The 20719-nt window shown below is 70.5% G+C and carries 22 protein-coding genes; 16 read left to right on the top strand and 6 right to left on the bottom strand.

Going from position 1 to position 20719, the window contains the following annotated elements; genetic code table 11:
- Positions 1-3 precede the first annotated feature (3 nt).
- A complete protein-coding gene (locus ACFYWS_RS03540) occupies positions 4-771 on the bottom strand; it encodes a FadR/GntR family transcriptional regulator (protein WP_389269042.1) in 768 nt (255 codons plus the stop codon).
- A gap of 263 nt (positions 772-1034) precedes the next feature.
- Between ACFYWS_RS03540 and ACFYWS_RS03535 the strand changes: the two genes are divergently transcribed.
- The 6 genes from ACFYWS_RS03535 to ACFYWS_RS03510 are packed head-to-tail and all read left to right on the top strand — an operon-like array spanning position 1035 to position 7053.
- The gene (locus ACFYWS_RS03535) at positions 1035-2402 is read left to right on the top strand and encodes an MFS transporter (protein WP_389269040.1); all 1368 of its coding nucleotides are present in this window, start codon (positions 1035-1037) and stop codon (positions 2400-2402) included.
- Positions 2399-4126 (top strand): dihydroxyacetone kinase family protein, encoded by a 1728-nt coding sequence (locus ACFYWS_RS03530; protein WP_389269038.1) that lies wholly within the window; start codon positions 2399-2401, stop codon positions 4124-4126. The genes ACFYWS_RS03535 and ACFYWS_RS03530 overlap by 4 nt, the downstream gene beginning before the upstream one ends.
- 21 nt (positions 4127-4147) lie before the next feature.
- Positions 4148-4609, top strand: a complete 462-nt coding sequence (locus ACFYWS_RS03525) for a ribose-5-phosphate isomerase (protein WP_389269036.1) — start codon at positions 4148-4150, stop codon at positions 4607-4609.
- The gene (locus tag ACFYWS_RS03520; protein ID WP_389269034.1) at positions 4609-5379 is read left to right on the top strand and encodes a triose-phosphate isomerase; all 771 of its coding nucleotides are present in this window, start codon (positions 4609-4611) and stop codon (positions 5377-5379) included. The genes ACFYWS_RS03525 and ACFYWS_RS03520 overlap by 1 nt, the downstream gene beginning before the upstream one ends.
- 1 nt (position 5380) lies before the next feature.
- Positions 5381-6190: a sugar phosphate isomerase/epimerase family protein gene (locus tag ACFYWS_RS03515; protein ID WP_389269032.1), complete on the top strand. Its 810-nt coding sequence runs from the start codon at positions 5381-5383 to the stop codon at positions 6188-6190.
- The gene (locus tag ACFYWS_RS03510; RefSeq protein WP_389269030.1) at positions 6187-7053 is read left to right on the top strand and encodes a phosphogluconate dehydrogenase C-terminal domain-containing protein; all 867 of its coding nucleotides are present in this window, start codon (positions 6187-6189) and stop codon (positions 7051-7053) included. The genes ACFYWS_RS03515 and ACFYWS_RS03510 overlap by 4 nt, the downstream gene beginning before the upstream one ends.
- 27 nt (positions 7054-7080) lie before the next feature.
- Here the strand turns inward: ACFYWS_RS03510 and ACFYWS_RS03505 are convergent, their stop codons facing one another.
- Positions 7081-7956, bottom strand: a complete 876-nt coding sequence (locus tag ACFYWS_RS03505; RefSeq protein WP_389269028.1) for a helix-turn-helix transcriptional regulator — start codon at positions 7954-7956, stop codon at positions 7081-7083.
- Positions 7957-8039: 83 nt separating this feature from the next.
- Here ACFYWS_RS03505 and ACFYWS_RS03500 point away from each other — a divergent pair, with 83 nt between their 5' ends.
- The 5 genes from ACFYWS_RS03500 to ACFYWS_RS03480 are packed head-to-tail and all read left to right on the top strand — an operon-like array spanning position 8040 to position 12116.
- Positions 8040-8675, top strand: coding sequence for a non-oxidative hydroxyarylic acid decarboxylases subunit B (locus ACFYWS_RS03500; RefSeq protein ID WP_389269026.1), 636 nt, complete (start codon positions 8040-8042; stop codon positions 8673-8675).
- Positions 8665-10092: a non-oxidative hydroxyarylic acid decarboxylases subunit C gene (locus ACFYWS_RS03495; protein WP_389269024.1), complete on the top strand. Its 1428-nt coding sequence runs from the start codon at positions 8665-8667 to the stop codon at positions 10090-10092. The genes ACFYWS_RS03500 and ACFYWS_RS03495 overlap by 11 nt, the downstream gene beginning before the upstream one ends.
- Before the next feature lie 32 nt (positions 10093-10124).
- Positions 10125-10373, top strand: a complete 249-nt coding sequence (locus tag ACFYWS_RS03490; protein ID WP_389269022.1) for a non-oxidative hydroxyarylic acid decarboxylases subunit D — start codon at positions 10125-10127, stop codon at positions 10371-10373.
- A 52-nt stretch (positions 10374-10425) separates the two neighbouring features.
- The gene (locus tag ACFYWS_RS03485) at positions 10426-11115 is read left to right on the top strand and encodes a HEAT repeat domain-containing protein (protein ID WP_389269482.1); all 690 of its coding nucleotides are present in this window, start codon (positions 10426-10428) and stop codon (positions 11113-11115) included.
- Entirely contained in the window at positions 11109-12116 is a 1008-nt protein-coding gene (locus ACFYWS_RS03480) for a MerR family transcriptional regulator (protein WP_389269020.1), read from the top strand. Before ACFYWS_RS03485 ends, ACFYWS_RS03480 begins: the two co-directional genes overlap by 7 nt.
- Positions 12117-12147: 31 nt before the next feature.
- On the opposite strand, the gene ACFYWS_RS03475 is transcribed toward ACFYWS_RS03480, so the two are convergent.
- Entirely contained in the window at positions 12148-12732 is a 585-nt protein-coding gene (locus ACFYWS_RS03475) for a TetR/AcrR family transcriptional regulator (RefSeq protein WP_389269018.1), read from the bottom strand.
- Between the two features lie 86 nt (positions 12733-12818).
- On the opposite strand from ACFYWS_RS03475, the gene ACFYWS_RS03470 reads away from it, so the two are divergent.
- Both ACFYWS_RS03470 and ACFYWS_RS03465 read left to right on the top strand, forming a co-directional pair.
- Entirely contained in the window at positions 12819-13133 is a 315-nt protein-coding gene (locus ACFYWS_RS03470) for a DMT family transporter (RefSeq protein WP_389269016.1), read from the top strand.
- A complete protein-coding gene (locus ACFYWS_RS03465) occupies positions 13134-13490 on the top strand; it encodes a DMT family transporter (RefSeq protein WP_389269014.1) in 357 nt (118 codons plus the stop codon).
- A gap of 75 nt (positions 13491-13565) precedes the next feature.
- Here ACFYWS_RS03465 and ACFYWS_RS03460 read toward each other — a convergent pair whose 3' ends face one another.
- From ACFYWS_RS03460 to ACFYWS_RS03450, 3 genes are read right to left on the bottom strand one after another with little or no spacing between them, the layout of a single operon-like run.
- Positions 13566-14489: a glycine betaine ABC transporter substrate-binding protein gene (locus ACFYWS_RS03460; RefSeq protein ID WP_389269012.1), complete on the bottom strand. Its 924-nt coding sequence runs from the start codon at positions 14487-14489 to the stop codon at positions 13566-13568.
- 17 nt (positions 14490-14506) lie between these two features.
- Complete coding sequence (locus ACFYWS_RS03455) at positions 14507-15430, bottom strand: ABC transporter permease (protein ID WP_389269010.1); 924 nt, start codon at positions 15428-15430, stop codon at positions 14507-14509.
- Positions 15414-16628 carry a glycine betaine/L-proline ABC transporter ATP-binding protein gene (locus tag ACFYWS_RS03450; protein WP_389269008.1) on the bottom strand — a complete coding sequence of 405 codons (1215 nt, stop codon included), beginning with the start codon at positions 16626-16628 and terminating at the stop codon, positions 15414-15416. The genes ACFYWS_RS03455 and ACFYWS_RS03450 overlap by 17 nt, the downstream gene beginning before the upstream one ends.
- Before the next feature lie 200 nt (positions 16629-16828).
- Here ACFYWS_RS03450 and ACFYWS_RS03445 point away from each other — a divergent pair, with 200 nt between their 5' ends.
- The 3 genes from ACFYWS_RS03445 (at position 16829) to ACFYWS_RS03435 (ending at position 20714) form a co-directional block, all read left to right on the top strand.
- On the top strand, positions 16829-17635 hold the full coding sequence (locus ACFYWS_RS03445) for an IclR family transcriptional regulator (RefSeq protein WP_389269006.1): 807 nt from the start codon (positions 16829-16831) through the stop codon (positions 17633-17635).
- A gap of 112 nt (positions 17636-17747) precedes the next feature.
- Positions 17748-18497, top strand: a complete 750-nt coding sequence (locus ACFYWS_RS03440; RefSeq protein WP_389269480.1) for an IclR family transcriptional regulator — start codon at positions 17748-17750, stop codon at positions 18495-18497.
- Between the two features lie 156 nt (positions 18498-18653).
- Positions 18654-20714, top strand: a complete 2061-nt coding sequence (locus tag ACFYWS_RS03435) for an FAD-dependent oxidoreductase (protein WP_389269004.1) — start codon at positions 18654-18656, stop codon at positions 20712-20714.
- Positions 20715-20719 lie beyond the last annotated feature (5 nt).

Genomic DNA, 20719 nt, shown 5'->3' with positions numbered 1-20719 from the left:
GTCTCAGCCCTGTTGAGGCTCGTCCCCCACCGACTCCCGCAGCCGGGCACTCGCCATCCGCATGTGCTCGGCCATGGCCCGGTCCGCGCCCTCGGGGTCCCGGTCGCGGATCGCCTTGAGGACGGCGTCGTGTTCGCACAGGGTGCCGCTGACGGTGCCCTCGATGTCGCTGACCCGCTCCATCCACACCTGGAGCAGCGCGCGGATGCTGTGCAGGATGTCGCTCAGGACGGTGTTCTGGGCGATGCTCGCGCACTCCAGGTGGAAGGCGATGTCGGCGTCGATGAACGCCTTCACGTCGCTGCCCGCCTCCCGCATGTGCCGCAGGTGCTCCTGCAGGCGCGCCACGTCCTCGTCGCCCGCGCGCTCCGCGGCGAGCCGCGCCGAGACACCCTCCATGTAGGTGCGCACCTCGACCAGGTCCCGGGTGCGGCGCTGGCCGAGCATCAGACCCCAGTTGATGGCGCGCGGCAGGAACTCCGATGTGCCCTCGCGCACGTACGAGCCGGAGCCCGGCCTGATCTCGATGATGCCGAGCACGTCGAGCGCGGACAGGGCGCCGCGCACGCTGGAGCGCGCGACCCCGAGGGCCTCCGCGAGCTGACGCTCGGCGGGCAGCCGGGTACCGGGCTTGATGTTCCCCGCGGAGAGGTGGTCGAGCAGGCGCTTGGCGACCTCGCTGACGGAGGACTCGCGTACGACGGGGCGCAGGAGTTGGGCGAGGTCGGTCTCGCGCGCGGCGGCGTCGGAGGGCTGGTTGGTCACGGTCACCAGTAGACCAGACGGGTCGTCCGAGCCGTCCCACGGCCGCGCGCGAGGCTCTCCTGTGCCCGCTTTGTCAAGGGTTCAGCCATGGGCAACAAGTGCGACACTCGCCACATTGGTAAATTGGTGACCAATTTGCGGATCGGGTCTAGCGTGAAACGCAGATCGGCCCGACCGGTGCGGACAGTGAGCTGCCGCAGCGCCCCCACCCCTCGTGCCGAGCGTGACCCAAGTCCGGACAGAGCTGTCCGGCGAGCCGAGGAGTCGCCATGCCCGCCACTGCCGCGCCGCCCGTGAAGGCGACGAGGTCGGCCGTCGAGAAGTCGGCCATCAAGAAGATCTCGATCCGGTTGGTCCCCTTCGTGGCCCTGATGTTCTTCGTGAACTATCTGGACCGCACCGCGGTGTCGTTCGCGGAACCGAACGGAATGGGGGACGACCTGGCGCTCACCGCGGCCCAGTTCGGCTTCGCCTCCGGGATCTTCTTCGTCGGTTACATCGTGCTCGAGGTCCCCAGCAACATGGCGTTGCACCGCTTCGGCGCCCGCCGCTGGCTGGCCCGGATCATGGTGACCTGGGGCATCGTCTCGCTGCTCTTCACCTGGGTGGACAGCAGCGGAGGCCTCTACACACTGCGCTTCCTGCTGGGCGTGGCGGAGGCCGGGTTCTTCCCCGGCGCGATCCTCTTCCTCAGCCAGTGGGTGCCCAGCCGCCACCGCACCAAGGTCCTCGGCCTCTTCTACCTCGCACAGCCGCTGACCACGGTCTTCGGCGCCCCGCTCGCGGGCTGGCTGATCGGCCACCACGGCCTGTTCGGCCTTGAGGGCTGGCGCGTGATGTTCCTGTTCGTGTCGATCCCGGCGATCCTGCTGGGCGTCATCGCCTGGTTCTACCTGATCGACCGCCCCGCCGACGCCAAGTGGCTCACCACCGAGGAGCGGGACTGGCTCACCGAGGAGCTGGCTGCCGAGAACGCCCAGAAGACGGGCCACGAGGGCTCGCACGCCAAGGGCGACCTGAAGGCCGCGTTCACCAACGGCCGCGTCTGGACCCTGGCCGTCGTCTACTTCGGCTTCGTCTACGGCCTGTACGCGCTCGCCTTCTTCCTGCCGACCATCATCGACGGCTTCCAGGAGCAGTACGACACCACGTTCACCGTCATGGACAAGGCGTGGATCACGGCCATCCCGTACCTGCCGGCCGCGATCGTCCTCTTCTTCTGGAGCCGGCACGCCACCAAGCACGGCACCCGCACCTGGCACGTCGCGGGCCCCGCGATCGTCGGCGGTGTCTCCATCCCGCTGGCCCTCTACATGGGCTCGCCGGCCGCCACCGTCGCCGTCATCACCGTGACCGCCTGCGCCATCTTCGCCGCACTGCCGGTGTTCTGGGCCTTGCCCTCCCGCTTCCTCGTCGGAGGGGCCGCCGCGGCGGGCATCGCGCTCATCAACACCGCGGGCAACATCGCGGGCTTCGCCTCCAGCTACATCACCGGCTGGCTCAAGGGCTGGACGGGCGGCTACTACGTGCCGCTCTACCTCGTCGGCATCTTCATGCTGCTGTCCGCCGTGCTGATGATCGTCCTCGCCCGCCGCGCGCCCACCAGCACCTCGTCCCTCCCGGAGAACCAGCGATGACCCGCCTCCACAACGACCCCGCCGCCTTCGCCGACGAAGCGCTCGAAGGCTTCGCCGCCGCCCACCGCCGCTGGGTACGCCCCGTCCCCGGCGGCGTGGTCCGCGCCACCGCCAAGACCCCCGGCCAGGTGGCCGTCGTCATCGGCGGCGGCTCCGGCCACTACCCGGCCTTCTCCGGCCTCGTCGGGCAGGGGCTCGCGCACGGCGCCGCCGTCGGCAACGTCTTCGCCTCGCCCTCCGCCCAGCAGATACGCGGCGTCGCCAAGGCGGCGCAGGCGGGCGGCGGTGTGCTGCTCATGTACGGGAACTACGCGGGTGACGTCCTGCACTTCGGTCAGGCCGCCGAGCGGCTGAACGGCGAGGGCATACCGACGCACACGTTCGCCGTCACCGACGACATGTCCAGCGCGGGCCCCGACGAGGCCCACAAGCGGCGCGGCATCGCCGGCGACCTGCCCGTCTTCAAGGCTGCCTCGGCCGCCGCCGAACAGGGCAGCACCCTCGAAGAGGTGGCACGCATCGCCGCCCACGCCAACGACCGCACCCGCTCCTTCGGCATCGCCTTCTCCGGCTGTACGCTCCCGGGCGCCGACCACCCGCTGTTCACGGTCCCCGAGGGCCGGATGGCCGTCGGCCTCGGCATCCACGGCGAACCCGGCATCGGCGAGGAGAACGTCCCCACCGCGGACGAGGCCGCGGAACTGCTCGTCGCCACCCTCCTCAAGGAACTCCCCGAAGGGATCGGGGCGCCGGACGGACAGCGCGCCGCGGTGATCCTCAACGGTCTTGGCTCCGTGAAGTACGAGGAGCTGTTCGTCGTCTACCGCAGGGTCGCGCAGCTGCTCGACGACGCCGGTGTGACGGCCGTCGACCCCGAGGTCGGCGAACTCGTCACCAGCTTCGACATGGCAGGCATCTCCCTCACCCTCACCTGGCTCGACGACACCCTCGAAGCCCTGTGGACCGCCCCCGCCGACACCCCCGCGTACCGCAAGGGCGCCGTCCCCGAGGCGGCCGCCGCGGACGAGGAGTCGTACGAGACCGAGGACGCCCCCGAGACCTACACGGCGAGCGAGGAGTCCCGGCAGGCCGCGGCGACCGCGCTCGACGCGCTGCGCCGCCTCAAGGAGACCGTCGACACGCACGCCGACGAACTCGGCCGCATCGACGCCGTCGCCGGCGACGGCGACCACGGCATCGGCATGCAACGCGGCTCCACCGGCGCCTACGAAGCCGCCCACCGCGCCCGCGAGGCAGGCGCGGGAGCCCGCTCCCTGCTGACCGCTGCCGGCGACGCCTGGGCCGACAAGGCGGGCGGCACCTCCGGCGCCCTGTGGGGCATCGTCCTGCGCGCGCTCGGCGACGCGCTCGGCGACACCGAACGGCCGACCCCGGCGTCCGTCGCCCACGGAGTCCAGCAGGCGTCCGACGGCGTCCGCAGGACCGGCGGTGCCGAGGTCGGCGACAAGACCATGGTCGACGTCCTCGTGCCCTTCGCCGAGACACTGGGCCAACAGGTAGACGCGGGCGCCGAGTTGACCGCTGCGTGGGACACCGCCGCCACCGCGGCCGAACGCTCCGCGCGCGACACCGCCGACCTGCTGCCGAAGATGGGCCGCGCCCGCCCCCACGCCGAGAAGTCCCTCGGCACCCCCGACGCGGGCGCCCACTCCCTCGCCCTGATCGTCCGCGCCGTGCACGGCGCGCTCGCCACCTGCCAGTAACTCCCTTTAAGGAAACGCGACATGAGTGAGAAGCTGCGGATCGTCGTCGGCTGCGACGACGCCGGATTCCAGTACAAGGAGGCGCTGAAGCGGGACCTCCAGGCGAGCGACCTGGTCGAGTCCGTCACCGACGTGGGAGTGGACGCCGAAGGCCACACCGCCTACCCGACCATCGCCATCGAGGCCGCCGAGCGCGTCGCCCGCGGCGAGGCCGACCGGGCGCTGCTGATCTGCGGTACCGGCCTCGGCGTCGCCATCGCCGCCAACAAGGTCAAGGGCATCCGCGCCGTCACCGCGCACGACTCCTTCTCCGTCGAGCGCGCGATCCTCTCCAACAACGCCCAGGTCCTCACCTTCGGCCAGCGCGTCGTCGGCATCGAACTGGCCCGCCGTCTCGCCGCGGAGTGGCTCACCTACCGCTTCGACGAGCAGTCCGCGTCCGCCGCGAAGGTCCAGCTGATGTGTGACTACGAGGCCGCCTGATGAACGCCCCCGTCCTGCTCGGGGTGAGCCTGAAGATGTACTTCGGCCACCACCAGACCCTCAACTGGTCCCGCCGCATCGTGCAGTTGGCGGACCAGCACCCGGCCGTCACCAGCGGCGCCGCCCGCCTGTTCGTGCTGCCCGCCTTCCCGGCGATCGTGCCGGTGGCAGGGATCCTCGCGCGCAGCGGCGTCGACGTCGGCGCGCAGGACATCGCCACGGAGGACGTGGGCGCCTACACGGGCGAGGTGTCGGGTCCGTTCCTCAAGGAGATCGGCTGCCGCTACGCCGAGGTCGGGCACGCGGAGCGCCGCCGCCTGTACGGGGAGGGCGACACGGTCGTCGCCGCGAAGACCGCGGCCGCGCTCCGTAACGGCCTCACCCCGGTCCTGTGCGTCGGCGAACTCGACCCCGTGGAGCCGCAGGAGGCAGCGCGCCGCACCGTCGCCGAGGCCGCCCGCCTGCTCTACGGCCTTCAGGGCCCTGTCGTCCTCGCCTACGAGCCGCAGTGGGCCATCGGCGCGCCCGAGCCGGCCTCGCCCGAGCACATCACCACGGTGTGCGCGGCCCTTGGCGAGTGGCTGAACTCCCGCCCCCAGCACACCGGTTCCACCGTGATCTACGGCGGCAGCGCGGGCCCCGGCCTGCTCACCCGCCTCGGCGGCTCCGTCGGCGGCCTCTTCCTCGGCCGCTTCGCCCACGACCCGGAAGCCGTCGGCCGCGTCCTCGACGAGATCGCGCCCGCCGACTCCCGCACGGAGGTGGCCTGACATGGCGTACGGCATCAGCACCTACGCGTACTTCTGGCGCATCTCGTCGCGCGCACCTGAGCCGATGACGGCCCTGGACATGCTCCGGGACATCCACCGGCTCGGCGGCCAGGTCTTCCAGATCTGCGACTACGCACCCATCGAGTCCTACGACGACACGCGGCTCGCCGAGCTGAGGACGACGGCCGCCGAACTCGGCGTCACCCTCGAACTCGGCACACGTGGCATCGCCCCGGACCACCTGGAGCGCTACCTCCGCATCGCGGAGCGGCTCGGTGTGACCTTCGTACGTTCCATGCTGCACACCGCCGATCACAAGCCCGGCGTCGAAGAGTCCGTCACCCTCCTGAAGCAGGCCGTCGGCCGCTACGAGGAGCAGGGCGTCACGCTCGGCCTGGAGACCTACGAGCAGGTCGCCACCGCCGACCTCGTCGAGGTCGTCCGCACCGTCGACAGCCCGCGCCTCGGCATCGTCCTCGACCCGGGCAACTGCGTGGCCCGCCTGGAACACCCGTCCCAGGTCGTCGAGTTGACCGCGCCCTACGTCGTGAACGTGCACGTCAAGGACTTCGCGTTCAGCCGCAGGGACGGCTGGGTGGGCTTCACCTACGCCGGAGCGCCGCTGGGCACGGGCCTGCTCGACTACTCCGACATGATCGCCGCGGTCCGCGCCCACGCGCCGGACCCCGCGTCGGTCAACCAGATCGTGGAGCACTGGCTCCCGTGGCAGGACGGTGGCTTCGACGTCACCGCCGAGCTCGAACACCAGTGGACCAAGCACAGCATCAGCACACTCCTGAAGGGCGAATGAACATGGCCGCCGAGAACAACACCACCGTTGCCGTCATCGGGGCCGCCGGCAAGATGGGCCAGCGTGTCTCCAACAACCTGGTCAAGAGCGACTTCACCGTCCTCTTCTCCGAGAATTCCCCCAAGGGCCAGGAGCTGATCCGCTCGCTCGGCCGTGAGCTCACCGACTCCGAGACCGCCGCCCAGCAGGCCGACGTCCTCATCCTCGCCGTGCCGGACATCGTCCTCGGCAAGGTCTCCGAGCAGCTCGTCCCGCTCCTGAAGCCGGGCGCCGTCGTCCTCACCCTCGACCCGGCGGCCGCGTACGCGGGCCTGCTGCACCCCCGCGCCGACGTGCACTACGTGTGCGCCCACCCCTGCCACCCGTCCGTCTTCCTCCAGCGCAAGACGCAGGCCGAGCTCGACGACACCTTCGGTGGCATCGCGGCCCCGCAGGAGGTCGTCGCCGCGTACGAGGGCGGTGACCAGGCCAAGCAGGACCTCGCCGGGTCCGTCATCCGCGTGATGTACGCGCCGGTCGTCGACGTCCACTGGGTCACCGTCAAGCAGCTCGCCGTCCTGGAGCCGACCCTCGTCGAGACCATCGCCTGCATGGTGGGTGCCCTGCTCAACGAGGCGCTGCACGAGACCGTGCACACCGTCGGCGTCCCGGAGAAGGCGGCCCGCGCCATGCTGCTGGGCCACACCCAGGTCGCTCTCGCCAACACCCTCAAGGGCGACAACCCGTTCTCCGACGCCTGCCTGATCGCCATGGACTACGGCCGCGACTCCATCGTCAAGGACGACTGGAAGAAGGTCTTCGACGACGGCGAGCTCGACAAGGTCATCACCAAGATGCTGAAGATCAAGGAAATCCGCCGCTGACCCGACACCTTCGTCAGGCCCTCGCGCTCAGGCCCCCGCCCGGAACGCCCCCGGTGTCACCCCGGTCCGCAGCCGGAAGAACTTCGTGAAGTCACTGGGATCGTCGAACCCGAGCCGCCCCGCCACCTCCCTCGCCGACAGGCCGCTGTGCCACAGCAGCCGCTTCGCCTCCAGGAGGACCCGGTCGTCGACGTACTGCTTCGCGGTACGCCCCGTCGCGGCGAGGGCGGCACGGGTCAGGGTGCGGGGGCTGTAGCCGAGGGCCGCCGCGTAGTCCTCGACGCGGCGCGTCACCGCGTGGTCGCGCTCCACGGCCGCGTGGAAACGGTGGAAGGTGTCACGTGACGCGGCCGGCGCCGGATCGCGTACCGCCGCGAGGCGCATCACCAGCACCGAAAGCAGTGCGCGCAGCACCTCGGCATGGGTGCCCAGCGGGAGCGAGGACATCGCCCCGTACTCGTACGTGAGGTGCTCGACGGCCCGACGCACCGACTCCGCGTCCCGGCCGCGCGGGGTCAGCGGGCGCTGTTCGTACGGCGGATCCATGTGCGCCGCCGAGACGATCGCCGGCGCCAGGAAACCGGCCTTGAACAGCACGATCACACCGTCCGCCGCCGCCAGATCCGGTCCGAAGCGCTGCACCTGACCCGGACGGATCCACAGCCAGGACCCCGGGCGCAGCTCGTACTCGACGAAGTCCACGGCCACCCGCAGCGGGCGCTCGCGGGCACCGATCAACTGGTGGAAGACGGGCCGCAGCGGTGCGTACGGGTCGTTGCCGTGCCGCAGTGAGCGGTCGTGAAGGTCGGCCAGCTCCTCCACCTCGACACCGGCCGGGGCCCCTACGGTCGGCGTGTACGCGAGATCCCGGACCTCGGGGCGTTCCTGTCTGATTTTCCCCATCGTGAGTCCCGAGCGTACCGCTGCCGCCCCCGCACCGCCGCCTAGCGTGAAAGCACAGGTCAGCGAGGTGTGAGGAGAGTCCTGTGCGATTGGTCGTGGGAATGACCGGGGCGACGGGCGCTCCCTTCGGTGTCCGGCTCCTTGAGTGTCTGCGCGAGCTGCCGGACGTCGAGACACATCTGGTGCTCTCCCGCTGGGCGCGCACCACGATCGAGCTGGAGACCGGCCTTTCGGTGGCACAGGTGTCCGCGCTCGCCGACGTGACACACCATCCCGAGGACCAGGGCGCCACCATCTCCTCCGGCTCGTTCCGCACCGACGGCATGGTCATCGTGCCGTGCTCGATGAAGACGCTCGCGGGGATCAGCGCCGGCTACGCCGAAGGGCTCGTGGCGCGCGCCGCGGACGTCGTCCTCAAGGAACGGCGCAAGCTCGTGCTCGTCCCGCGCGAGACACCACTGAGCGAGATCCATCTGCGGAACATGCTCGAACTCGCCCGCATAGGCGTCCAGTTGGTGCCGCCCATGCCCGCCTTCTACAACAACCCGCGCACCATCGACGACATCGTCGACCACATCGTCGCCCGGGTCCTCGACCAGTTCGACCTGCCCGCCCCGGCCGCCGAGCGCTGGGCGGGGATGCGCGCCGCCCGCACCGCCCGCGCCGCTGCCGACTCCACAACCTCCGTACAGAACACAGGAGTTACCCATGCCCTATGACGATCTGCGCAGCTTCCTCGGCACCCTGGAGAAGGAGGGGCAGCTGCTGCGCATCTCCGAAGAGGTGCTGCCCGAGCCCGATCTCGCGGCCGCCGCCAACGCCACGGGCCGCATCGGCGAGAACGCCCCCGCCCTCTGGTTCGACAACGTCAAGGGCTTCACCGACGCCCGGATCGCGCTGAACGTGCACGGCTCCTGGGCCAACCACGCCCTCGCGCTCGGACTGCCGAGGAACACACCCGTCAAGGAGCAGGTCGAGGAGTTCGCGCGGCGCTGGGACGCCTTCCCCGTCGCCCCCGAACGCCGCGAGGACGCGCCCTGGCGCGAGAACACCCTGGAAGGCGAGGACGTCGACCTCTTCTCCGTCCTCCCGCTGTTCCGCCTCAACGACGGTGACGGCGGCTTCTACCTCGACAAGGCCGCCGTCGTCTCCCGCGACCCCGAGGACCCGGAGAGCTTCGGCAAGCAGAACGTCGGGACGTACCGCATCGAGGTCATCGGCGCGAACCGCCTCGCCTTCCAGCCCGTCCCGATGCACGACGTCGCCCAGCACCTGCGCAAGGCCGAGGAGGTCGGCGAGGACCTGCCCATCGCCATCACCCTCGGCAACGACCCGGTGATGGCGATCGTCGCCGGCATGCCGATGGCGTACGACCAGAGCGAGTACGAGATGGCCGGTGCGCTGCGCGGAGCGCCCGCCCCGATCGCCACCGCGCCACTCACCGGCTTCGACGTGCCGTGGGGCAGCGAGGTCGTCATCGAAGGCGTCATCGAGTCGCGCAAGCGACAGATCGAGGGCCCCTTCGGGGAGTTCACCGGGCACTACTCGGGCGGCCGCCGCATGCCCGTCATCCGCGTCGACCGCGTCTCGTACCGTACGAACCCGGTCTTCGAGTCCCTCTACCTCGGCATGCCGTGGACCGAGTGCGACTACCTCGTCGGCCCCAACACATGTGTGCCGCTGCTCAAGCAGCTGCGCGCGGAGTTCCCCGAGGTGCAGGCCGTCAACGCCATGTATACGCACGGCTTGATGGTGGTCATCTCGACGAAGAAGCGGTACGGCGGGTTCGCCAAGGCCGTCGGCATGCGCGCCATGACGACGCCCCACGGGCTCGGATACGTGGCCCAGGTGATCGTCGTCGACGAGGACGTGGACCCGTTCAACCTGCCGCAGGTCATGTGGGCCATGTCGGCGAAGGTCAACCCGAAGGACGACGTCGTCGTCATCCCGAACCTGTCGGTCCTCGAACTCGCGCCCGCCGCCCAGCCTGCCGGCATCACCAGCAAGATGATCATCGACGCGACGACCCCGGTGGCACCCGACGTCCGCGGCAACTTCTCCACACCGGCCAAGGACCTCCCGGAGACGGCGGAGTGGGCGACGCGGCTACAGAACATGATCGCGGCCCGTCACTGAACCGTACGCCACCCCAAGAAAGGTCAACTCCCATGAACGACAAGCTGGTTGACGGCGCCGAGTGCCCGCGCTGCCCCGCCGACACCATCACCCGCCTCGCCACGTCTCCCGTCCCCGGGGTGTGGGACGTGCTCCAGTGCACCCGCTGTCTCTACACCTGGCGCACGAGCGAACCCGACCGCCGCACCCGCCGCGATGCCTACCCCGAGGCGTTCAAGCTGACGGACGCCGACATCGAGAACGCGATCGAGGTTCCGGCGGTGCCGCCGCTGCGCGCTTGACCTTGACACGGTGACAAGGTCTTCACTGCTGGTCGAGGAGGTGGTCTCGATCATGATCACTGGACAGGACACGGAGATCTCGCGCGCGCTGAGGGGGCTGGAGCACCACGACGCGTCGGTGCGGCTGAGGGCCGCGATGGCGGTCGGCTCGGCGCCCGGCCCGCAGTGCGTCGGCAAGCTCGTCGAGCGGTGCGCGGTCGAGCCGGAGTTCTTCGTCCGCGACATGCTGACCTGGGCGCTCACCCGCCACCCCGCGACCCTGACGGTTCCCGCACTGGTGCGCGAGGTGCGGTCGGGGCCGGCGCAGGCGAAGAGCCAGGCGCTGCACACGCTCTCCAAGATCGGCGACCGGAGCGCATGGCCGGTCATCACGCGGGAGCTGCTGACGGACCCCGACGACGAGGTGGCGCGCAGCGCGTGGCGGGCCGCCGTCGTGCTCGTACCGGACGACGACGCCGCGGGCGAGAAGGTCGCCCTCGCCGCCGTACTCGCGACGCAGCTCGGCCGGGGCGGACGCGAGACTCAACTCAGCCTGGGCCGGGCCCTGGTCGACCTCGGCGACGTGGTGGTGCCCGCGCTGCGCACCGCCGCGACCGCCTCCGACCCGGACGTGCGCGCGCACGCGCTCGCCACGCAACAGGTGCTGCGCGACCCGGACACCGGTTTCGGCTTCGCGATCGAGGAGGCGAAGCGCGTCGTGGCCCTCGGCGGGGCTCCCGTGGTGGACGATGAAGTGTGTTGATCGGTGAGGTGGCGCGGAGGTCCGGGGTCAGTGCCCGCATGCTCCGGCATTACGAGACGCTCGGGCTCGTGCGGCCCTCGGAACGCACGGGCTCCGGCTATCGGGAGTACTCCGGCGACGACATCCGGCGGATCTTCCACATCGAGAGCCTGCGGTCACTGGGGCTCTCGCTGCGCGAGATCGGGCGCGCGCTCGACGAACGGGGCTTCACGCCCTCGGCGCTCGTCGGCGATCTCATCCGGCAGACGCGTGAACGCATCGCGGCCGAGACCGAGTTGCTGACGCGTCTGAACCGGATCGACGCCGCGGACCCCGGCGACTGGGAGGAAGTACTCCAAGTCGTCGCGCTGCTCCAGGCGTTGAGCTCGAAGAGCGTCGACGCCCGGCAGCGCGCGGCCCTTTCGTCCGGCGGCCAGGACGCGCTGCCCGTGGAGGCCCTGGTCGAGGCCGTGTTGAGCGAGACGGACACGAATGTCGCCGGGGCCCTGCGCTGGGCGCTGGTGCGCTCGGGCGGCGCCGACGGCCTCCCGCTGCTGGTGGAGGCGCTCGACTCGCCGGCGGCCGCCGTACGGGAACGGGCAGCTCAGTGCCTCGCCGAGCTGCCCGGCGAGGAGGCCGCCGCAGAGCTGCGACGCGCCCTGGCGAGCGCCGATGCCGGGGTCCGGGGCCGCGCCGCCGTGGCGCTCGGCAACCGGGGAGTGGCCGACGCGGTCCCGACGCTGATCGACATGATCGTGGCGGGCCGCAACGACACCGACGCGGCGGACGCGCTGAGCGTGCTGGCGAGCGACACCGCGTCGGCGGACCGGATCGCGGCCGGACTCGTCGACCGCCTCGCCCACGCCGCCACCGAAGGCCCCGCCCGTGGCCGGCTCACCCAGGCGCTGGCGGGCATCCCCGGCGCGACGGCGTCGCACGCCCTCGTCGAGCTCTCGGCCGACGAGGACCGCGCCGTCGCACTGACCGCGGTGTACCTGCTCCGGCTGCGCGAGGCGCCGTAACGGTCGTCGAGAACGAAAGGCCTCAGGTCTGTCAGGACCGGGCCCGCTCCCCCTTGAGCTGGGCGAGGTGGGTGTCGAGGACGCGGACGGCCCACGCGGTGTCGTCGTCCGGGTCCTGGCGGATGAGGTGCAGGGCGAGGCCGTCGAGCAGGGCGTGCAGCCGCGCGGCCTCGACGGGGATGTCACCGGTCCGCAGGGGCAGCGTCCGCGCGGCCCGTTCGCACACGTCGCGCAGGGTCCGGTGCACGGAACGGTGGGTCTGGTGCAGGGCCGGGTCGGTCATCGCGGCCGTGCCCAGGATCAGGGAGACCTCCATCTCCAGGCGGCGCTGCTCGTCGAGCGGCAGCAGTTCCATCAGCACCTTCCGGGTCCACTGGTCGTCGCCCTCGGGGATCGCGGCGACCCGCGTCGTGGTGTGCTCGGCGACCATCTCGTAGGCCTTGATCCGCAGGCTGGCCTGCGTGGGCAGGGTGTAGCGCAGCGAGCTCGGCGGCAGTCCGGCCTCGGCGGCGACCTTGCGGACGGACAGCGCCGGGATGCCGTCGCGGACCAGGACCGTCCAGGCGGCCTCGGAGACCAGGCGATTGCGTTCTTCCGCGTCAAGGGTGCGAGGCATGGCCTCATAGTCGCACAGTCGTGCGGGAACGTGCTATACCTTGTTTCGGCACACTCGTACGAAAACGATTTGGGAGGTCACGCGAGATGGCGTGGATCGTACTGATCGCATCAGGAGTGCTGGAGGCCGTCTGGGCCTCCGCGCTCGGTGCGTCGAAGGGTTTCAAGCGCCCCGTGCCGACCGCGGTCTTCGCCGTCGCCCTGGCGCTCAGCATGGCCGGCCTGGCCTTTGCCATGCGGACGCTGCCCGTCGGCACCGCCTACGCGGTGTGGGTCGGCATCGGCGCCGTACTGACGGTCCTGATCGCCGCCGCACGCGGGCAGGACAAGCTGACGCCGCTGCGCACGGCGTTGCTGGCGGGCCTGATCGGCTGCGTCATCGGTCTGAAGGCGGTGAGCTGAATGCCGTGGGTCATCCTGTTCATCAGCGCCGGGCTCGAAGCCGTCTGGGCCACTGCCCTGGGCGCGAGCGACAGCCTCAGCAAGCCCGTCCCGTCCGTCGTCTTCTTCGTCGGCCTGGCCCTGAGCATGGCCACGCTGGCCTTCGCCACGCGGCACATCCCGATAAGCGTCGCGTACGCGATCTGGAGCGGATCCGGTGCCGCGCTCACGGTCATCTGGGCCATGGCCACCGGAACGGAGGAGGCCGGCGTACTCAAGCTGCTGTTCCTGACCGGCATCGTCGGCTGCATCGTCGGCCTGAAACTGCTCAAGCCGCAGACCGCGAAGGCGGAGCCCGAGAAGGTGGAGGTCGGGTAGGCGCGATGCCACACGCGAGGGCGCGGCCCGGACCCCCCAAGGGTCCGGGCCGTGTGCCGTGCGCAGCCTCGGTGTCTACTTCAGCCAGCTGTCCACCAGCTGCTTGTTGTCCGCGATCCACTCCTTCGCCGCTTCCTGCTCCTTCCCGGTGCCCTTCTTCTGGAGGAGGAGTTCCAGGCTGCCGAGCTGGCTGCTCGTGAGGCGGAAGTTCTTCAGCCAGCCGGCGACCTCGGGGTTGGCCTTGGAGTAGCCCTTGGAGGCGACCATCTGGACCTTGTCGGGCTTGCCGTAGGCCTTCTTCGTGTCCTTGAGGACCTTCAGCGGCATCGAGGTGTAGGCCCAGTGCGGCCGCCAGAGCGTGACCACGATGGGCTTCTTGTCGTTGACCGCCTTCTTCAGGGCGGAGAGCATCGCGGACGTGCTGGACTCGGTGAGCTCGTACTCGGACTTGAGGCCGTAGTCCGGCAGCACGGGGGAGCGGGTCAGGCGCATCAGGCCGGAGCCTGCCTCGATGCCCACGATCTTGCCGCCCAACTCCTTGGACTTCCCCTTCAGGTCGTCGATGGTGTTGACGTCCTTCATGTACTTGGGGACGGTCAGATTGAGGTCGGCCGGCTCGTACCAGGTGCCGAGCTTCTCCATCTTGGGGCCGAGCTTCTTCCAGTACGTCTCGTGGGTGACCGGCAGCCAGGCGTCGAGGTAGATGTCCGCCTGCTTGTTGGCGATGCCGGTGTAGGTGCTGGCGATGTCCAGGTCACGGACGTCGACCTTGTACCCCTTGTCCTCCAGGATCTGCTTCCACAGGAAGGTCGCGGAGACCCCTTCGTCCCAGCCGGCGACATAGGCCAGCTTGACCGTCTTCGAGCCGCCGCCGCTGTCGTCGTCGGAGCCCTCCTCGACCTTCGAGGTGTTTCCGCTGCACGCGGTGGCGAGCAGGGTGAGCGCGGCGGCGGTGCAGCCGAAGAGGTAGGTGGTGCGGCGGCGTCGATTGCGGATCATGGCTGGAGCTCCTGTCTTCACGCGGAAACCGGAGTGGTGGACGGGGCCGCGGATGACGACTTCTCCGGGTCGGCCACCGGGGTCGTGCCGGTGCGCCCGCGGCCGGGAAGGCGGCGTACGCGGGGTGTGGCGAGGGCGCTCGTGACGCGGTCGAGGAAGATCGCGAGGAATACGACGGCGAGGCCGCCCTGGAAGCCGATCCCGACGTCGAGCTGGCTGATGCCGCGGACCACGATGGTCCCCAGGCCATCGGCACCGACCATGCCGGCGATGACGACCATGGAGAGCGCCAGCATGATGACCTGGTTGATGCCGGCCATGATCGAGGGCATGGCCAGCGGGAGTTGGACACCACGCAGGATCTGGCCGTGCTTCGCCCCGAAGGCGTGCGCGGCCTCCACGACCTCCGGATCGACCTGCCGGATGCCCAGTTCGGTGAGGCGTACGGCGGGCGAGACCGCGAAGGCGATGGTCGCGACGACACCGGGGACGAGGCCGATGCCGAAGAAGAAGACGGCCGGGATGAGGTAGACGAAGACCGGCAGCGTCTGAAGGAAGTCGAGGACGGGCCGCACCAGCGCGCTGGCCAGCGGGCTCCGGGCGGCCCAGATGCCGATCGGTACCCCGATGACCACGGCGAACACCGACGCGACCACGACGACGGCGAGCGTCTGCATCGCCGGGGTCCACAGGCCCATGCCCTGGATGAGGAGGAACGCGCCCAGGGTGTAGACGGCGAAGAACCAGCCGCGGGCGAGGAACGCGAGAATCGTGAACACCACGATGATGACCAGCATGTGAGGTGCGGTCAGGACGAAGAGGACCGCGTTGACCAGTTCCGTCATCACGGTGGTGACCGCGTCGAAGAGACCGCTGAGGTTCTCGGTCAGCCAGTCGACGGCCTTGTTGACCGGTGTTCCGAGATCAACGCTGAACAGCATCGGCCACCTCCGCCTGTGCGCTGCCTGATGCTTCGGAAGTATCGCCCCGTTCACGGGAGTTGGGGGCCTGCGGTGCGGAGAGCGCGGTGAGCAGTGCCGCGCGCGGTACGACTCCGAGCAGCCGCCCGTCGTCGTCGGTCACGGCCAGCGGAACCGCGTACCGCCCCGCCGCCGGGAACAGCTCCACGAGCAGTGTGTCGGGGCCCGCCCGTCCGTACGCGTCCGTCAGGCACTCCGGGTTGTCGCGCAGGGAGGCGTGCCCCGCGTCGGCGGCCCGCGCGATGCCCTCGTCGTGGGCCACGCCGGCGACGCGTCCGTCGGAGTCGAGGACGTAGACGGCACCGGCCTCGATGTCCGCCATCGCGTGCAGGACGTCACGGGGGTTGTCGTCGAGCCCTGCCGTCGTCAGCGGCTCACGCATGACGGCGCGGGCGGTCAGCACGCGGGAGCGGTCGACGTCGGAGACGAAGTCGCGTACGTAGGCGTCGGCGGGGGAGTCGAGGATGTCGGTCGCGGTGCCGAGCTGGACGACGCCGCCGTCCCGCATGACCATGATCCGGTCGCCGAGCCGCATCGCCTCGTTGAGGTCGTGGGTGACGAAGACGATCGTGCGGCGCAGATCGCGCTGAAGGCCGAGCAGCAGGTCCTGCATGTCCCGGCGGATCAGCGGGTCGAGCGCGCTGAACGGCTCGTCCATGAGCATGATTTCGGCGTCCGTGGCCAGTGCGCGGGCCAGGCCGACGCGCTGGCGCATGCCGCCGGAGAGCGAGCTGGGGTAGGCGTCGGCCCAGTCGGCGAGGCCGACGGTGCGCAGCGCCCAGTCGGAGCGCTCCTGTCGCTCGGCGGCGGTGCCGCCGCGCAGCCGGATGCCGTAAGCGGCGTTCTCGCGGACCGTGCGGTGGGGGAAGAGCGCGAAGTGCTGGAAGATCATGTTGACCTTGCGGTTGCGCAGCTCGCGCAGGTTCGCATCGTCCATCGCCAGCAAGTCCCGGCCGTCGACGCTCAGTTCGCCCGATGTCGGCTCGACGAGACGGTTGAGCATCCGGAGCAGGGTCGACTTCCCGGACCCGGACAGGCCCATGACGACGAAGAGTTCGCCGGGTTCGACGGTGAAGGACACGTCGCGCACCGCGTGCACCGTGTTGTCAGCCTTGTCGGCGGATTCAAAAACCTTGTTCAGCCGTGCTGCTTCTATCACCGTGCCCCACCTCCAGGGGTCCGCGCGGGGCGGTTGGAACAAGTCCGGGCTGGTGTTTCGCAATGCGCAACAGATGTGCAGTACGGTGTGACGATGCCGTTGATCGTGACGGCGCGTCAAGGCTCTTGCATCCGGGCAACCGCGAATTAACGTCTACGGGCGGCAAGTTGGGTCGCCGAGGCGGAGAGCTGGAGGGTGCTGTGGTGACGACCGGCAGCCGTGGGCGAGCGCGTGACCGTGCGGTCCAGTCCGTCGACCGAGCGGTGTCTGTCCTGCAGATCCTCGCCGTGCGCGGGCCGTGCGGCGTCACCGAGATCGCCGGACAGCTCGGCGTCCACAAGACGACCGTGTTCCGGCTGCTCGCCACGCTGGAGGCGCGCGGCCTGGTCGAACAGGGTGCGGGCCGGGGCCGCTACCGCATCGGCCACCCGCTCACCGAACTCGCGGCGGCGGCGGCGAAGAACACCGATCTGTTCCTGCTCAGCCGCCCCGTCTGCCAGGAGCTGGCCCAGTCCGCGGGGGACACCGTGAACGTCTCCGTCCGCGAGGGCCGCGACGTGGTCACCGTCGGTCAGGTGGCGGGCGAGGCGTCGATCGCCAGCGTCGACTGGGTCGGCAGGCGCTGCCCGCTGCACGCCAGCGCCGCCGGCAAGGTCTTCCTCGCCCACCCCGCCCCGGACCGGCACGGGCGGCTGCCCGCGGAGCTGCCCGTGGGCGGTCGCCTGGAGCGGTACACGCCGCGCACCATCACCCGCCGGGAACACCTCGCGAAGGAACTCGCCGCCGTACGCGAGCGGGGCTACGCCGTCTCCTTCGAGGAGTACGAGATCGGTCTCGTCTCCCTCGCCGCGCCCGTCCGCGCCCTGGACGACACGGTCGTCGCCGCCGTGACGCTCGCAGGCCCCGCCTTCCGTATCCGCGAGGACACCGCGCCCGCCCTGGCCGGCCTGCTCCTCGCGGCCGCCGCGCGGATCTCGTGGCGGCGGGGGCAGGTCAAGCGGGGCTGAGCGGGGCTGAGTGCGGCGGGGCCGGTCCGGCGGCGAGCGGCGCCGGTGTGCGCAGGCCCTTCCTGGATAGGCTCCCCGTATGAGCAGCAAAGGTCGCGCGCGGGACACGTCGGTGCAGTCGGTGGACCGGGCGGTGTCGGTGCTCCAAGTGCTGGCCGTGCAGGGGCCTTCCGGTGTCACGGAGATCGCCGAGGCCCTGGACATCCACAAGTCGACCGTGTACCGGCTGCTCGCCACGCTGGAGGCGCGCGGTCTCGTCGAGCAGGACAACGAGCGCGGCAGCTACCGCATCGGCTACACCGTGGTCGAACTCGCGGGCGGGGCGACCAAGGGCAACGACCTGTCGCTGCTGAGCCGGCCGGTCTGCCAGGAACTCGCCGCCGTCGTGGGCGAGACGGTGAACGTGGCGGTCTACGACGGCGAGGCCGTCATCAGCATCGACCAGGTGCTCGGCAACGCGGCCATCACCAGCATCGACTGGGTCGGCAAGCGCACGCCCCTGCACGCCACGTCGGCGGGCAAGGTCTTCCTGGCGCACATGCCGCAACCGGAGGCCGCCGGGATTCTTGAGCAGCCGCTGGAGGAGTTCACGCCGCACACCATCACGGACCCGGCGCTTCTGAAGGAGCAGTTGCAGGGTGTCCGGGAGCTGGGCTACGGCGTCATCAGCGAGGAGCTGGAGATCGGGCTCGCCTCGCTGTCCGCCCCCATCAGGTCGCTGAACGGCGAGGTCATCGCCACCGTGACCGTCTCGGGGCCGACGTTCCGGATCAACGACCACACGATGTCCGGGCTCGCCGAACAGCTGGTGGCGGCCGGCGAAAAGATCTCGTGGCGCAAGGGCTACATCCGGCGCGGCTGACGGCGCGACGATTACGCAACGGTAGGGGTTGACGACGCGGTCCCGCGCGCCGCACATTTGTCTCGCATCGCGTTGTTGTTTCGTATCGCGAAACAAGACGCCTGTGCAGTCATTACATCCGGGCCACAGAGCTTCCCTGCCTCCCCTGGAGCTGTCGTGCGCGCACCGAACACGAACCTGGATCCCCTGCTCCAGCCCTTCCGGCTGAAGCACCTCACCCTGCGCAACCGGGTCGTCAGCACATCCCACGAGCCCGCCTTCGGTGAGGACGGACTGCCCAAGGACCGCTACCGCGCCTACCACCTGGAGAAGGCCCGCGGCGGCGTCGGCCTGACGATGATCGGCGGCTCCGCGGTCGTCTCCCCGGACAGCCCGCCCTCCTTCGGTAACCTGCTGCTCTACCGCGACGAGATCGTGCCCTGGCTGCGCCTGCTCGCCGACGACGTGCACGCGGCGGGCGCGGCCGTCATGTGCCAGGTCACCCACCTCGGGCGCCGCACCAGCAACTACACGGGGGACTGGCTGCCGGTGGTCGCCGCCTCCCCGCTGCGCGAGCCCGCGCACCGCGCGTTCCCCAAGGCCGCCGAGCCCTGGGACCTCGACCGGATCGTCGCCGACTACGCGGCCGCCGCGGTGCGCTGCCGGCAAGGCGGCCTGGACGGCGTCGAGTTGCAGTCCTACGGCCACTTCCTCGACGGCTTCCTCTCCCCGGCGACCAACCACCGCGACGACGAGTACGGCGGCGACCTGGAGCACCGGATGGCCTTCCCCCGCCGCGTCATCCGCGCGGTGCGCGAGGCGGTCGGACCCGACTTCGTCGTCGGCATCCGCATGGCCCTGGACGAGGACCTCCCTGGTGGCCTCACCTTCGCCGAAGGGCTCGCCGCCGCCGAGCAGTTCACCGCCGACGGCATCGACTTCATCAGCGCCATCCACGGCACCATCGAGTCCGACGCCTCCCTGTCGAGGACGATCCCCTCCATGGGCACCCCGCTCGGCCCGTTCCTCGACTTCACCGGCGAGATACGCCGCCGTCTCGACATCCCCGTCATGCACGCCGCACGCATCGCCGACCCCGCCACCGCCCGGCACGCCCTGCGCGAAGGCCTCCTCGACCTCGTCGGCATGACGCGCGCGCAGATCGCCGACCCGCACCTCGTCGCGAAGATCACCTCCGGTGACGAGGACCGCATCCGCCCCTGCGTCGGGGCGAGTTACTGCCTGGACGCGATCTACGACTCCGGTGACACCAAGTGCGTCCACAACCCGGCCACCGGCCGTGAACTCCAGATCCCGCACACCGTCCCGACCTCAACAGGACCGCAGCGCAAGGCGGTTGTCGTCGGTGGCGGCCCTGCCGGCCTCGAAGCCGCCCGCGTCCTCGCCGAACGCGGCCACGACGTCGTGCTGTTCGAGGCGGGCGACCAAGCGGGCGGACAGATCCGGCTCGCCGCACAGAACCCCCGCCGCCACGACCTCCTCGGCATCGTCGACTGGCGCGTCACCGAGTGCAAACACCTCGGCGTCGACCTGCGGCTGGGTGCGTACGCCGAACCGTCGGACGTGCTCGCCGAACACCCTGACCTCGTCATCCTCGCCACCGGCGGCCTCCCCAACCGCTCCTTCCTCACCGCAGGGGAAGGGCTCGTCTCGGACACCTGGGACGTGATGTCCGGCTCCCTGCGGCCGCGCCCCGGCAGTGACGTCCTGATCTACGACGACCACGGCGGCTACCCCGCCATGGACGCCGCGGAACTCCTCGCCACGCGCGGCGCCCGCCTGGAGTACGTGACACCCGAACGCACGCTGGCGCCCGACGTCGGCAGCATGAACTCCCCTGCCTATCTACGGGCGTTCACCGAGCACGACGTCACCGTCACGCTCACCCGGCGCCTGCGCTCCGTGCGCGGGAGTGGCCGCGGGAGGCTGGTGGCGACCCTGTACAGCGAGTACACCGGCACCGAGACAGAACGCGTCGTCGACCACGTCGTCGTCGAACACGGCACCCTCCCCAACGACGAGCTGTACACCGACCTGCTGCCCGCCTCCCGCAACCTCGGCGAGGTCGACCACCGCGCGCTCCTCGCCCGCGAGGCGCAGACCGTCGTGCGCAACGAGGCGGGCCGCTACCAGCTGTTCCGCATCGGCGACGCGGTCACCAGCCGCAACATCCACGCCGCCGTGTACGACGCACTGCGCCTGTGCCTGCCGGTCTGACGAGC

The sequence above is a fragment of the Streptomyces sp. NPDC002795 genome, from assembly GCF_042888725.1.
GTDB lineage: Bacteria > Actinomycetota > Actinomycetes > Streptomycetales > Streptomycetaceae > Streptomyces.
The sequence above is the reverse complement of the archived record's forward strand: the minus strand, read 5'-3'. Positions and strand labels throughout refer to the sequence as shown.